The sequence below is a fragment of the Clostridium perfringens genome (assembly GCF_016027375.1).
Classification (GTDB): domain Bacteria; phylum Bacillota; class Clostridia; order Clostridiales; family Clostridiaceae; genus Sarcina; species Sarcina perfringens.
In genome coordinates, this window is the sequence record NZ_CP065681.1 from 961,643 (window position 1) to 975,471 (window position 13,829).

Sequence of the window (13,829 nt, forward strand, 5' to 3'; positions counted from 1 at the left end):
TTATGAAAAAAAGAAAGGTTTTAGGTGGAGTTTTATTTAGTTTAGTACTAATAACATTAATTACTCTAATTATGTTTTTTAGAGAAAATACTATTAGTAAATTTGTAAATTCTGAAACCATAAAAGAATTTACTAGTGAATCTAAGATTAAAAATAAATTGAATTTTAAAGCAGAAGATGAGGAATATTTTCCTTGTGAATTAGTTATTAATGATGAAAAATTATACCTACAAAAAAGAAATGATGATGATAAAGTTGTGGATAAGTATGAAATAGTATTTGAAAAGGATGAAGTTAAAAAAATAAAGTGTAATAATTTAAAAGATGAAAGTATAAGAGATGAAAGTACAAAAGAGGATATAGATGAAAGGGAATATGTTAATGGCTATAAATATGAGGATTTAGGAAATGGAAAAGGGCAGTTTTTTGATTTAGCATATAATAAAGAGTTTAAAGTTGATTTAGACAAATTTAATAAGGATGATATGGCTAAAAAAACTTATGGAGAATATAGTTATAGCAAGATAGTTAAAGATAAAATTTTCTTTTTTATTAGGAGAGATCCAGGAAAAATAAAGTGGTTTTCAGAGGATCGTAGTAGATATAAGGAACTAAGATGGTATGATTTTAATGAAGAAATTTGGGAGAGTGTGAATCTTTCAAAAAATCAACATGTTCAAAGTATTATAGGAATTGTAGATAATAAGATTTATTTAACTGGAACTGAAGAGTGGGGCAGTCAGTATCCAAGTAAAATCTATAGTGTAGATTTAAAGAAAAAGAAAGTAAAAGAAGAAATAAAATTAAAAGATTTATGTATATAAATTAATAAAAAGGACAATATAATAATGTAACGTGGAGGAGATAACTTAAAGATTTCTACCGAAAGTTACATTTAAAAAATTTTAGTGTATGGCAAGGTAAGAATTATTTTTCTTACGGAAGTGGCGTAACTAAAATTTTAGAATATAAATCTTAATCAGAAGAGATAATTACTTTTACTGAACTAAGATTAAATATTCTAATAAAAAGCTCTTTGATATCTTATAGTAATCTTAGAGTTTTATCTTAAATAAAGGTATTAGGTAATTTAATTTACATGAGTTTGCTTAAGTTATTAGGTATTTTTATTTAAGAGAAGGGATAAGTTGTTTGATAACTTATCCCTTTTTAATTTTTAAAGTTATTTTAAACTTAATACTCACTTAAAATAAATATAAATTAATAAAAATTTTTGTGATGAAAATTTAAATATTAATTACTTATAAAATAAATTTTAGGTTTATGATATATAATATATTTAACAAATACAAATGAGTAGGTGAAATACATGTCAGTAGATAAAAACAGAATAAATCAAGATTTAAAGTTTATTTGTGAAAATATTAAAAAGTTAGAAATATTAAATAGACTAGGAGAAGAGGCGTTTTTAAAAGATTTTAAAAATGTGGATAGTACAAAGTACTTATTAAGAAGTTCTATTGAAGCAGTTTTAGATTTATCAAACTATGCTGTTATTTCTAATGGATGGGATATGCCAGAGAATATAGAGAAAACTTTTAAAGTTCTTAGGGAAAAAAATATAATAAGAGATTTTGAATTTGAAGAGTATATGGAGCTTGTGAATTTAAAGGATAAACTTACCTTCATGTATGCTTCTATAGAAGATGAATTCATATTTAATGAGTTAAAAAAGACAATAATAAAGCTAAAAAATATAAAAAAATCCTTAGATAATTTAAAATAAAGTTATATTTAAAATGAATATTGATTTCTAGACAGGGTTAGAAGTAACTTAATTTTTTTTATAGTTTTTATTCTTTATTAAGAAATTTTCTTACCCTTATCTAGAAATCAATATGAGATTAAGAGATGTATTTCTTACTTTCTAAGAAGCTCAGAGGTTAATATATATGGATTTTTATATCTATTCTTCTTTTTAGTTTTATTTCCTATATTTATGCACTTATGAGGACAGTTATTTACACATCCCATACAATCACAACAATTTCCTTTCCATTTAGGTCCTTCATCTATAATTTCTATATTTTTATTTGGACAGATTTTAGCACAAATTCCACAAGCAGTACAAAATTCATTGGTGTTAAAATTCTTATCTTTATTTTTAAAACCATCTTTCCAAAGTTTATATAAAAGTAAATTAATTCTAGTATGTTTTTCCTTTAAGTCTTTAGACTCCCTATTTAATATTGAAAGAGTAAAATTTTCTATTTTAAACTTGTTTGAATCAATTACTTTTTTTGCATCTTCTCCTACCTTAGGATTTCTACCCATTCTTACATAGTTTGAGTTAAGTAAAAACTTTTCCCCATTAGATAAACTTAAGTTCTTAGGATAAAGTAATTTATTTATCATAGAGAAGGTTATGCCTTTTCCGCCACCAGTACATTCAGCTGCAAAAATATATGAATCCTTATTTAATTGTAATTTAGAGATAAATTCACTTACCATAGGAGGAAGGCCAGAGGCATAAATAGGATATACAAAGCCTATGGTTTCTGCTTCATATTTAAACTCTTTTTTATAGAAAGCATCTACTATGGAGATTATTTCTGCATCCTTTAGATGTTTAGCTATTTCCTTAGCTGTGTAAAGTGAATTACCTGAGGTTGAAAAATAAAATATTAAATTTTTCTTCATATAATACCCATCCTTATTAAAAAATAATTCATTATATTCATTTTAATATTAAAAATACATAATTTCTATATAAAGGCTAAATATAATTAATACGAAATAAAAATCAAAGTTGACAATTTTGATGGGAATTAATATAATTGGAACTATATTAAAATGGAAAGAGGTCACGCTAATGAAGAAAAAATTAATGTTATTATTTCTAACAATAAGTATTTTAATGATGGTATTAGTTGGTTGTAGCAATAATAGTAATAACATTCAAAAAAATAGCACTAATAAAGAAAAGATAACAGTAGCAACTTCAGGAACATATTATCCATTTACTTTTCTAGAGGGTGGAGAACTTAAGGGGTTTGAAGTTGATGTATGGAATGAAATAGGAAAGAGATTAGGGTATGATGTTGAGTTTAAAACAGCTTCTTTCAGCGGATTATTTGGAATGCTTGAAAGTGGAAAGGTTAATACAATAGCTAATCAAATAACTGTAACTCCAGAAAGAGAAGAAAAGTATTATTTCTCAGAGCCATATGTATATAGTGGGGCTCAAATAATAGTTAAAAAAGGCAATGATTCAATTAAATCCTTTGACGATTTAAAGGGCAAAAAGGTTGGAGTTGACCTTGGAAGTAACTATGAGAAAATAGTTAAAGATAAAGATGAAAATAATGAGATAAAAATATTAACTTATCAAAATACAGATGCTGCTTTCAATGAACTTTTACTTGGAAGAATAGATGCTGTAGTAATAGATAGGGTTTCAGCTATAGCTGCCATAAAAGAAAAAGATTTAAATTTACAACTAGCTGGAGAACCAATAGATAAAATAGAAAATGCCTATCCTTTTGTTAAGGATGAAAAAGGCAAAGATTTATCAGAAAATGTTAATAAAGCTTTAGATGAAATGAAGAAAGATGGAACTCTTAAATCTATTTCTGAAAAATGGCTAGGAATGAATGTAAGTGTTCCTAATAACCAAGAAAATAGTAATAATATTATAGATAATAATAAAAATAATAGTATAGGTTTTGATTTTATGTATTCATTAGATTTAATACCTATGTTATTAAAGGCTATTAACGTAACAATATCTTTATCAGTATTCGGTATGATATTAGGATTAATAGTTGGTATAGCTCTTGCTATGATAAGGGTTTACAAAATTCCTGTACTAAAGCAAATAGCTGAGGTTTACATATCATTCTTTAGAGGAACACCTCTTTTAGTACAATTATTTTTACTTTATTTTGGTGTGCCACAGGTAATACCTTCACTTCAAAATATGAGTGCATTTACTGCGGCATTAATAGGCTTAGGACTTAATGCATCAGCTTACATAGCAGAAATATTAAGATCATCAATAGATGCTATAGATAAAGGGCAAATGGAAGCATGTCTATCATTAGGTATGACAAGGGCTCAAGCTTTAAAAAGAGTAGTTTTACCACAAGCATTTAGAATAGCAATACCTCCTTTAGGTAATATATTTGTAGATACAGTAAAAGGATCTTCATTAGCATTTACTTTAGGAGTTGTAGAATTATTAGCTAAGGCTCAAATGGAGGCGGCAGCTAGTTATAAATTCTTTGAAAGTTATGTGGTAGTTGCAATCATGTACTGGATAATCATAGGCTTCTTTAATTACCTACAAAAGATTTTAGAGAAAAAACTTTCAGTTTATTAAGAGGGGAGGAGAGAAGTCATGATAAAGGTTAAAAATCTTAAAAAGAGTTATAAAAATTTAGAAGTTTTAAAAGATGTTAACATAGAAGTTAAACAGGGTGAGGTAGTTGTTATAATAGGACCTTCAGGTTCAGGTAAGTCAACTTTCCTAAGATGTTTAAATTATTTAGAATCACCAGATAAGGGAGAAATCCAAGTTGGTCATGTGAAAGTAAATGCTGAAAAAATAAGTAAAAAAGAAATTAATGACTTAAGAAAACAATCAGCAATGGTATTTCAGCATTATAATTTATTCAATAACAAAACAGTTCTACAAAATGTTACGGAAGCATTGATTGTAGTAGAAAAAATGGATAAGAAAAAGGCTGAGGAAATTGCCTTAGAAAATTTAAAGAAGGTAGGTATGGTTGATAAAAAGGATAATTATCCAAATACCTTATCAGGAGGACAAAAACAAAGGGTTAGTATAGCGAGAGCTATGGCTATAAATCCCAATGTTACCCTTTTTGATGAACCTACATCAGCCTTAGATCCAGAATTGGTAGCAGAAGTATTAGCTGTTATAAAAGATTTGGCTAAGGAACATAAAACAATGATAATAGTTACCCATGAAATGAGTTTTGCAAGGGATGTAGCAGATAGAGTTGTATTTATGGATGGAGGAATAGTTTTAGAGGAAGGTACTCCAGAGGAAATTTTTAAAAATCCTAAAAATGAAAGAACAAAACAGTTTCTTGAAAGATTTATAGTTAATTAAAAAAACTATAGTGGTATAGAAAATTAATATATACCACTATAGTTTTTTATTTTATTTCTTTAAATAATTCAAATGCTTTACTTTTAGCTTCTTCTAATATCTCATTACCTTCTGATGTAATACTATAATATTTTCTTATCTTACCATCTATTAATCTATCTTTTCTTAGTAGTAAACCATCTCTCTCCATATTATGAAGTATTGGATATAAAGTTCCTGGACTCATAGAGTATCCATGTTCCCTAAGTTCTTCAATCATTTTTGATCCGAAAAAAGGTTCAACTTTTGCATGGTGTAATATATGGATATGTATAAAACCTAAAAATAATTTTCTTAAAACTTTTTCTTGCATGGGGTCATCTCCTATAACAAATAAATATATATATAAATACGATATCGAAAATAGATTACTATTAATGCTTTCTATTATATTATACTCCTTAATTCTTTCAAATCAAAAGATTAATATATGGTATTATGCTTAAAATTTAATGTAAAATGGTCTTGTAGTTTAATTAGATTATATAAAGTTAACTATAAGGAGTATTTGTTATAAATAGTTAAAATATTGATTAAAAGGTAGGGTTATACTAGGGAAAAGAATGAAATTAGGAAATAAAAATTATTTAATTTTAAGTATGTATAGAAGCTTTTTTAGAGAAATTTTTTATATAAAGTTTTTAAATAAAAAAAGAATGCATAAGCATTCTTTTTTATTGTTTCTTATTCATTATAGCATTTCTTATTTTTTTGAATTGTGGGAAAGCTTTTTTATAAAGTGTGTATATTCCATTATCAATAACAATATCAAACTCTCCTATAAATTCTACGAAGTTTCCGTTAAATCCTTTTTTGAATTTATAAAGTCCATATAATGGATTTTCAGGATTTAAGTCTCCAGAAACACCTCTAAAGTCATATACATCACAACCTAGATCAATAGAGTCACAAATCATTGACCATTGCATAGCAAAGTTAGGCATTGTATCTCTTAATATATTTTCTGAAGCTCCGTAAAGATACCATGCTTTGTTTCCGTAGTATAAGTATATTGATCCTGAAAGATATATTTCTTGCCCTTTGAAAGGTTCTATATCAGATATTTTCTTTTTAAAGCCTTCTATTTGTCTTTCAGCTTCTTTAAGTCTCTTATCTTGGTCATTTAATTTCTTTTCAATTCTTGATTTCTTATCTTCATCAGTTTCAGCATCAAGCTTTACTTTAAGTTCTTCTATTTTGTTAATAGCCTTAGTTTTAGCCTCTTCTTGCTTGTTTAATTTTTCTGATAATCTGTTGAAGTCATTTTCGTAGCTATACTTAACCATGTATAATCTACAATGTGGATATAAGTAATCTATCATGTCCTTAAAATATTCTCTATGTCTTACTAAGAAGTTATCTCTCTTACCAGTTGTAACCATGATTTCATGGAATCTGTCTAATACATCTTCATTTAAAGTTTCTTTATCATAAACTTCAACTGATAATCCTCTTTCCTCAGCAACTTTTATATTATATCTAGTTTTACTAGAGAATTTTTTAAATACAGCCTTCTTAATATCCATTTTATTCCCTTCAGTTGGAAGTGGAAGTCTAAATACAAAGTTTGGTTGTATAGCTTCAAAGTTTTTACTATCTGTGTTTTTGTAACCTAAACTCTTAAGGAAGTTCTTTATTTCAGTACCTTCTGAAAGAGCCTCTTCATTTTCTTTTAAATGGATATCTGGATCTATTGTTATAAAGCTTATATTATTCTTTTTAGCAAACTCTCTTAGATATTCAGTAAATTCTATTAGTAATTTTTTATTGTTGTAGTCACATGTAAAACTTCTTGGAATATATCCCATATATTTATTTATGTATGGTGCTTTTCTTAAAAGTATAGTAGCTGTGATAACCATATTATTATCATTATCATATCCTGCTATAAATTTCTTCTTCCAATCTTTTTTTAATTCAGCCCAATAAGATGTTTGGAATATGTGACCCTTTCTATCAGATTCATTAAATTTATCAATTTCTGATGAATTTATTTCTACAAATTTATACAATTTAGTTTCCTCCTTAAACTTCATCAGTTCTAAACATATATATACATTAAGACATAATAAGTATATTGTAATATGAAATAATTTTCTGTTCAAGTGTAACATTGCTATTATACAGGAATATTAGGGCTTTATGTAAGCTTTGTAAAAAATAAAGATGCCATATCAAAAGCTAATAATAAAACTTACAAATGTATTAGGAAATTACTAGAGATTTCTTAATACTATTTGCAAGTTTTATTAAAAGTTATTTTGATATAACATCTTTTTTAAGCTTGTGAACTCTTGGTTTCTAAACTTTCTAAAAGATTTTTATTTAAAAACATTATTAAATAAGATACTATGCTTGCCATAAAAATTACTGTTGTTCCAGGACTAATTTCAAATAGCATAAGTGAAAATAAAAATATAACTATATTTCCAATAGAAACTACTGGTTTAGTAAAAGTTAAAATTACACTAGCTCTTAAAATATCCATTGAACTCATAGAAAATCTTGATATTAATACAAAAATATATGTTGTAGTTAATAGTGTTAAGACCATTGATACTATAAATACGCAAGTAAGTGGTAAACTATAGTAAACAGTTGAAAATATTCTTAAGTTAAAGCTTAAAAGGAATATTAAAAATAATTCTCCACACCACATTAAGGTAGATTGTTTCCAATTATATTTTAAACCCTTAAGAAAGTCACTAAATAAATCTAAATCTTTGTATTTCACTAATTTTCTCATGCAGTAAAGCAGTGCTGTAAAACTTGCTCCAAAAGGAATTAGAGAAACTAAAAATAAAGGTAAATATGTTGTTATATTACTAAGTCCTACAAATAAGAAGAACAAGATTACAGGTATATTTAATATAGAGAAAAATATATTAAGCATAAAAAACCAAAAGATATAATTAAAAAAAGTAAGTAGTTTTTCAAGATTAAAAAATTCACTCATTTTTATCACTCCATAAAATAATGTAATGGTTTAACTAATTTGTAATTATAGTTTAAGATAAGTAGAGGGTAAAAACAATTTAAATATGCATGAATTTTAAATGAAACCATAAAAAATACATAAAAACAATAAAATATCATAATTTGATAAGCTTTTCAGATAGGGTAGAATATGATTTAATAAAAATTGACTAAGGTAATGTGGGTGAAGAGGGGAATTAAATGAAGTTTAGTAAGTCAAATCTTTATAAGAGACTGTTTATAACATATACAATAGTTATATTATCCGTAGTTAGTATTTTATGCATTTACTTTTTAAGTAAAACTTCTGAAGAGATTAAGAGAAATAATCTTTATTTAAATGATAAAATACTGCAAGATGTAAATGAAACCCTAGAGTATAATAGCAGCACATCGAGAAGAATAATGAATATGCTCTATGAAGATGACTTTAGGTTAAATGATGTTATAAAGTATTTAAATTCAGATTTAGTTGATTATATAAAAGGCAAATTAGATTACTATAGTGCAAGTGATAAACTTTATTATAATGGTATAGAAAGTTTTGTTAAGAGTTCATTTCAATTAAACAACTTTTTAAAAAGTATATCCTTTATAAGTTATTCTAGAAATGAAATATCAGTTTTTAATAGAAAGGGAGAAATAAAGACCTATCCTTTTAATTCAAATGAATTATTAGACAAAAAGGATATTGAATATGCAATCTACAATAAAAATGAGATTAGTATAATAAATGAAATAAGAGATGCAGCTTCTTTAAAGCCAGAAGGAATGCTTATGACTACTTACGATGTAGGGGTAATTAGTGATGTTATAAAAAAATATAAGGATACAAATTCAGAGGTTCTTATATTAAATAAAGAAGGAATGGTTTTATATGACTCAGAAAATAAATATGATTATGAGTATTATCCATACTTTGATAAGCTTAAAGTAGGGCGTCATGAGATTTTATTAGAAGATAGTTATTATGTAGATATATTACCAGATAACAATGGATTAATGTCTGTAGTGAGAATAAAAGTAAGCAATGCTACTAAAGTACCTCTTCTTTTTAAAGTTTCAGCATTCTTAGTTAGTTTATTCTTATTTATAATTGCAGAGTGTATTCTTTATATAAAATTTAAAAATTTAAGTAGTAGAATGGATTCTCTTGTTTTAGCCATGGAAAAGGTTGAAAAAGGAGATATAGATGTTCATATTCCTTTAAGTAAGGATAGAGATGAAATAACATTTATTGCAGATAATTTTAATAAAATGTGTGAAAAGTTAAATGATCATATAAGGAAGAGCTACTTAGCAGAATTACGCCAAAGAGAGGCTGAAATTGTAGCCCTTCAAAATCAAATTAATCCACATTTTCTTTATAATACACTAGAGTCAATAAGGATGAAGGCAATATGTAATGGAGATAAAGAAGTAGGGAAAATGCTTTATAGTTTAGCATTTTTATTTAGAAGCCAAGTAAAGGGAAATCTTATAGTTTCAATAGATCAGGAAATAAAATACTGTAATAAATATTTAGAGCTATTTAAGTTTAGATATGATGAGAAATTTAAGTTCAAAATAGAATGTGAAGAGGATTTATATGATAAGGGAATTGTTAAATTTACTCTTCAACCTTTAATTGAAAACTATTTTGTTCATGGTATAAGGTTAGAAAGAGATGATAATGAATTAAAGATATATATCTATAAACATTTAGAAGATATAGTTGTGGAAGTAATAGACAATGGTAGGGGAATTCCTAAGGAGAAATTAGATGATATAAATAGAAGAATTAGGGAATGTGATCATTCTGGTAAATCAATAGGGATGCTAAATGTTCATGAAAGGATTAAAATTAAATATGGGGAACCTTATGGGTTAACTGTTACTAGTGAGGAGAATAAGGGAACTAATATGATTTTAAAATTCCCGCTTAGAGAGGTGGAGTAGTAATATGTACAAGGTTATGCTAGCTGATGATGAGAATTTAATTTTACAAGGACTTGAGAATATAATTGAATGGGAAGAACTAGGGTTAGAAATTGTAAATAAGGCAAGTAATGGTCAAGAAGCCATAGATAAATTTAAGGAAAATCCAGTTGATATAGTGGTAACTGATATTAATATGCCACAGGTTACTGGATTGGAGTTATTAAAGGAATTAAAGAAAATTAATTCTGATGTTAAGTTTATAATATTAAGTGGATATGATGATTTTTCTTATGCTAAGAAAGCAATAGAATTAGGTGTTGAAAATTATATATTAAAGCCTATAGATGAAGAAGAATTAGAAAAAACTTTAAAAAATACAATAAATAAAATAAAACAAGAAAAAGAAGAAAATAAATCAAGTTTAGGAAAACATAATATTCTTATTAAACTTATAAAGGGTAAATTGGCTCAAGGTGAAATAGAGGAAAACAAAGAAGGCTTTTATATGAATTTAAATTCAGAAAGATATTCTCTATGTATTATAAACACTAGAAGTAGATATGATAGTGAGGAAATGTTACATAATATAGTTAATGTAATAAAGGAAAATACTCAAAATAACTTTGAGATAATATACACCTTAGATGAAGAACTTATTTTAATAAATTCTTGGGATGAAGCTTTAAGTAAAAAAGAGATTAAAAAATATTATGATAAGTTAAAAGAACAAATAATAAATGAATATGGAATAGATGTATTTTTAAGTGTTGGAGAACCTGTTTGTGATCTTTATAAAATTAGTTCAAGTTATAAGGAAGCAAATAACTTAAAAAAATATGTTCTTACCTTAGGATATAATAAGTGTATAACAACAGAGGATGTTAAGGATATAAATGAGAAGAATATAAACTTTAGTGAGGTTTTAGATAAATTAAATAAAAGAATAATTGCTAAAGATATAGAAGGGGCAGAAAAAATCATTGAGGAAACGGTTGAGGATAAAAAGTTAAATCCAAGAAATATATATGATTTATCTGTAAAAATACTATTTTTATTAGATGGTATTGTGGAAGAATTTAAAGTTGAAAAACAATATACAGGAAATAGCTTAGGAGAGGAAATAGTTGCTCTTTGTAGTGAAGATACAAGGGAAGATATTAAAACCTTATTATGCAGTGAAATTAGGGAGGTTATAGAACTTATGCACCCAACAACCATAAAATATAGCCCTGTAATTCAACAAATAATAAGTTATGTAAATGAAAACTATTATGAAGAGGTAAGCCTTAAGACCTTAGCTCAAAAATATCATATAAATACTTCTTATTTAGGTCAAGTATTTACAAAAGAAGTGGGATGTTCATTTTCTGAGTATTTAAATAAAACCAAAAATATGAAAGCTAAAGAGCTTATATTAAATACAAATATGAAGATAAATGATATAGCTAAAAAGGTAGGGTATTTAGATACTAGTTATTTCTATAGAAAATTTAAAAAGTACTATGGAGTTTGTCCATCAACCTTAAGAAATATAAAAAATTACTAATTATAAAGCTTGAGAATATTAAGCTGTATTCAAAAATAAATTTTGAGTACAGCTTTTTTTATGAAACTTTGTTAAAAAAATAATATTTAAAACAAGAATTAAGCAAATAATAATAAAGAGTAATATAATATTTAATTATAACTCTCCTTAAGTTTTATATATTATGTGATAAAAATCACATTTTCCAAAGTTTTGGAATGATAAAATTTAAACAATTGAAGAAAGTTATTATATTAATAATTGTTTTAGGTAAATGTTGATTTCTAGCTATATATTTAGAAATCAATAATAGTATAAGATAGACTTTTTTATTAAATTTAAAAGGTAGGTGTTTTAGAGTATGTATAAATTAGGAATAATAACTAGCAGTGATAAAGGATATTCAGGAGAAAGAAAGGATGAAAGTGGATTAGTAATAGCTCATATTGCAAAGGAAAAAGGATTTAAGGTAGAAAAATATATAGTTTTACCAGATGAAAGAGAAATGCTTAGAGATGAGATGATTAATATGGCCGATAATCTAGGGGTTGATCTTATACTTACAACTGGTGGTACTGGATTTAGTAAAAGAGATGTTACTCCAGAGGCAACTAAGGATGTTATAGAAAAGGAAGCCTTAGGAATACCAGAAGCTATAAGAAGTTATAGCATGACAATAACTAAAAGAGCTATGCTTTCTAGAGCTACTGCAGGTATAAGAAAAGATACTCTTATAGTTAATATGCCTGGAAGTCCAAAAGCCTGTAGAGAAGTTATGGATTATATTTTAGATGATTTAAAACATGGAATAGATATTCTGAAGGGAGATGCTAGAGAATGCGCAAGAAAATAAGCCTATCTATAATAATGGCAATAGGAATGTTATCATTATTATTTGTAGGATGTACTAATAATAAGGAAGAGAAAACTTTAACAGTTAGCATTGCTGCAAGTCTTCAAAAGCCTATGGAAAAAATTGCTTCTAATTTTGAAAAGGAAAATGGAGTAAAAATTCAATATAATGTAGGTGGATCAGGAACCTTAAAAAAACAAATTAGTGATGGAGCTGATGTAGATTTATTCTTCTCAGCAAATACTAAATATGCCAAAGAACTTATAGATGAAGGCCTTGTAAATAAGGATGAATCCTATAAGATTTTAAATAACCAATTAGTTTTAATTGAAAACAATGATTATAATAAACCTATAAATTCTTTAGAAGACTTAAAAAATGTAGAGGGCAAAATTGCAATTGGTGAAATCTCAACAGTTCCAGCAGGACAGTATGCTAAGGAAAGTTTAGAAAAAGTAGGAGTTTATAAGGATATTGAGGATAAATTAGTTTTTGCTAGAAGTGTAACAAATGTTAAGACATATGTTGAAAATGGGGAAGCTAATTTAGGGTTTGTATATAAGACAGATGCTTTAGATTTAAAAAATAGTAAAATAGTTTATGATGTGCCTAATGATTATCATAAACCTATAGAATATGAATTATGTTTATTAAAAAATAGTAAAAATAATAAAGAAGCAAAGAAGCTTATTGAGTACCTAAAAGGTGAAGAAAGTAAAAAGATATTTAGTGAGTATGGTTTTGAGGTGAACTAAAAAATGATATGGGAAGCCTTATTAATATCCTTAAAAGTTGTATTATTATCAGTGTTTTTAAGCTGTATTTTAGGAATATTACTTGGCTATTTTATGGTTGAAAAAAATTTTAAGTTTAAATACATTATTGAAACAATAATAATATTTCCTATGTTTTTACCTCCTTCTGCTGTAGGATATTTAATTCTTTTAATATTAGGTAAGAAGGGAGTAATAGGTGAATTTCTATATAATAATTTTGACATGAGCATTATATTTACTTGGATAGGAGCTGTTATAGTAGGAATAGTTGTTTCAATACCTATTATGTATCAAAGTTTAAAGACATCATTACTTAGTGTTAATGAGGATGTAAAGAATGCTGCTAGGGAAATGGGAGCAATAAATTTTAAACTTTATAGACTTATAAGTTTACCTCTTTCTAAAAAAGGATTATATACAGGCATTGTACTTAGTATAGCTAGGGTTTTTGGAGAATTTGGAGCTACTATTTTAGTTGCGGGGAATATTCAAGGTAAAACCCAAACAATACCTATGGCTATGTATTATGCTATTGAGAATGGTGATTCAGGTTTAGCAAATAAGATATTAATACTTATAGTTTTAATATCAGTGATTTTAACTTTTTCTTATAATAAAATAATTAAGAGAATAAAATAGAAT

At 26.2% G+C, this 13,829-nt stretch carries 13 protein-coding genes; 9 read left to right on the forward strand and 4 right to left on the reverse strand.

Annotated elements, in window-relative coordinates; all coding sequences use genetic code 11:
* Nucleotides 1–2 precede the first annotated feature (2 nt).
* Entirely contained in the window at nt 3–824 is an 822-nt protein-coding gene (locus tag I6G60_RS04855; RefSeq protein WP_111744297.1) for a hypothetical protein, read from the forward strand.
* Nucleotides 825–1,330: 506 nt separating this feature from the next.
* The gene (locus I6G60_RS04860) at nt 1,331–1,747 is read left to right on the forward strand and encodes a DUF86 domain-containing protein (RefSeq protein ID WP_003454898.1); all 417 of its coding nucleotides are present in this window, start codon (nt 1,331–1,333) and stop codon (nt 1,745–1,747) included.
* 134 nt (nt 1,748–1,881) lie between these two features.
* On the opposite strand, the gene I6G60_RS04865 is transcribed toward I6G60_RS04860, so the two are convergent.
* Nucleotides 1,882–2,661, reverse strand: a complete 780-nt coding sequence (locus I6G60_RS04865; protein WP_003455000.1) for an EFR1 family ferrodoxin — start codon at nt 2,659–2,661, stop codon at nt 1,882–1,884.
* A gap of 172 nt (nt 2,662–2,833) precedes the next feature.
* Here I6G60_RS04865 and I6G60_RS04870 point away from each other — a divergent pair, with 172 nt between their 5' ends.
* The gene (locus tag I6G60_RS04870; RefSeq protein ID WP_003455090.1) at nt 2,834–4,342 is read left to right on the forward strand and encodes an ABC transporter permease subunit; all 1,509 of its coding nucleotides are present in this window, start codon (nt 2,834–2,836) and stop codon (nt 4,340–4,342) included.
* Between the two features lie 18 nt (nt 4,343–4,360).
* Nucleotides 4,361–5,098, forward strand: a complete 738-nt coding sequence (locus tag I6G60_RS04875) for an amino acid ABC transporter ATP-binding protein (RefSeq protein WP_003455197.1) — start codon at nt 4,361–4,363, stop codon at nt 5,096–5,098.
* 46 nt (nt 5,099–5,144) lie between these two features.
* Here the strand turns inward: I6G60_RS04875 and I6G60_RS04880 are convergent, their stop codons facing one another.
* From I6G60_RS04880 to I6G60_RS04890, 3 genes are all read right to left on the reverse strand, one after another.
* Nucleotides 5,145–5,450: a PadR family transcriptional regulator gene (locus tag I6G60_RS04880; protein WP_003451687.1), complete on the reverse strand. Its 306-nt coding sequence runs from the start codon at nt 5,448–5,450 to the stop codon at nt 5,145–5,147.
* Nucleotides 5,451–5,811: 361 nt separating this feature from the next.
* Nucleotides 5,812–7,149 carry a lipid II:glycine glycyltransferase FemX gene (locus I6G60_RS04885; RefSeq protein WP_004457764.1) on the reverse strand — a complete coding sequence of 446 codons (1,338 nt, stop codon included), beginning with the start codon at nt 7,147–7,149 and terminating at the stop codon, nt 5,812–5,814.
* 266 nt (nt 7,150–7,415) lie between these two features.
* On the reverse strand, nt 7,416–8,093 hold the full coding sequence (locus tag I6G60_RS04890) for a DUF624 domain-containing protein (RefSeq protein ID WP_197925634.1): 678 nt from the start codon (nt 8,091–8,093) through the stop codon (nt 7,416–7,418).
* A gap of 221 nt (nt 8,094–8,314) precedes the next feature.
* Between I6G60_RS04890 and I6G60_RS04895 the strand changes: the two genes are divergently transcribed.
* From I6G60_RS04895 to modB, 5 genes are all read left to right on the forward strand, one after another.
* Nucleotides 8,315–10,051 carry a sensor histidine kinase gene (locus tag I6G60_RS04895; protein ID WP_151233565.1) on the forward strand — a complete coding sequence of 579 codons (1,737 nt, stop codon included), beginning with the start codon at nt 8,315–8,317 and terminating at the stop codon, nt 10,049–10,051.
* Between the two features lie 4 nt (nt 10,052–10,055).
* Entirely contained in the window at nt 10,056–11,579 is a 1,524-nt protein-coding gene (locus tag I6G60_RS04900) for a response regulator transcription factor (RefSeq protein ID WP_003451481.1), read from the forward strand.
* Between the two features lie 340 nt (nt 11,580–11,919).
* Nucleotides 11,920–12,411, forward strand: a complete 492-nt coding sequence (locus tag I6G60_RS04905; protein WP_003451343.1) for a MogA/MoaB family molybdenum cofactor biosynthesis protein — start codon at nt 11,920–11,922, stop codon at nt 12,409–12,411.
* Nucleotides 12,396–13,166 carry a molybdate ABC transporter substrate-binding protein gene (gene modA / locus I6G60_RS04910; protein WP_003451139.1) on the forward strand — a complete coding sequence of 257 codons (771 nt, stop codon included), beginning with the start codon at nt 12,396–12,398 and terminating at the stop codon, nt 13,164–13,166. The genes I6G60_RS04905 and modA overlap by 16 nt, the downstream gene beginning before the upstream one ends.
* 3 nt (nt 13,167–13,169) lie before the next feature.
* Nucleotides 13,170–13,826: a molybdate ABC transporter permease subunit gene (gene modB / locus I6G60_RS04915; protein WP_164815684.1), complete on the forward strand. Its 657-nt coding sequence runs from the start codon at nt 13,170–13,172 to the stop codon at nt 13,824–13,826.
* Nucleotides 13,827–13,829: the final 3 nt, after the last annotated feature.

What these genes read in the sequence shown, in the direction of transcription:
- I6G60_RS04895 (WP_151233565.1), top strand. Translation starts at nt 8,315, where the DNA reads ATGAAGTTTAGTAAGTCAAATCTTTATAAGAGACTGTTTATAACATAT.
- modB (WP_164815684.1), top strand. Translation starts at nt 13,170, where the DNA reads ATGATATGGGAAGCCTTATTAATATCCTTAAAAGTTGTATTATTATCA.
- I6G60_RS04870 (WP_003455090.1), top strand. Translation starts at nt 2,834, where the DNA reads ATGAAGAAAAAATTAATGTTATTATTTCTAACAATAAGTATTTTAATG.
- I6G60_RS04860 (WP_003454898.1), top strand. Translation starts at nt 1,331, where the DNA reads ATGTCAGTAGATAAAAACAGAATAAATCAAGATTTAAAGTTTATTTGT.
- I6G60_RS04890 (WP_197925634.1), bottom strand. Translation starts at nt 8,093, where the DNA reads ATGAGTGAATTTTTTAATCTTGAAAAACTACTTACTTTTTTTAATTAT.
- I6G60_RS04880 (WP_003451687.1), bottom strand. Translation starts at nt 5,450, where the DNA reads ATGCAAGAAAAAGTTTTAAGAAAATTATTTTTAGGTTTTATACATATC.
- I6G60_RS04855 (WP_111744297.1), top strand. Translation starts at nt 3, where the DNA reads ATGAAAAAAAGAAAGGTTTTAGGTGGAGTTTTATTTAGTTTAGTACTA.
- I6G60_RS04900 (WP_003451481.1), top strand. Translation starts at nt 10,056, where the DNA reads ATGTACAAGGTTATGCTAGCTGATGATGAGAATTTAATTTTACAAGGA.
- I6G60_RS04875 (WP_003455197.1), top strand. Translation starts at nt 4,361, where the DNA reads ATGATAAAGGTTAAAAATCTTAAAAAGAGTTATAAAAATTTAGAAGTT.
- modA (WP_003451139.1), top strand. Translation starts at nt 12,396, where the DNA reads ATGCGCAAGAAAATAAGCCTATCTATAATAATGGCAATAGGAATGTTA.
- I6G60_RS04865 (WP_003455000.1), bottom strand. Translation starts at nt 2,661, where the DNA reads ATGAAGAAAAATTTAATATTTTATTTTTCAACCTCAGGTAATTCACTT.
- I6G60_RS04905 (WP_003451343.1), top strand. Translation starts at nt 11,920, where the DNA reads ATGTATAAATTAGGAATAATAACTAGCAGTGATAAAGGATATTCAGGA.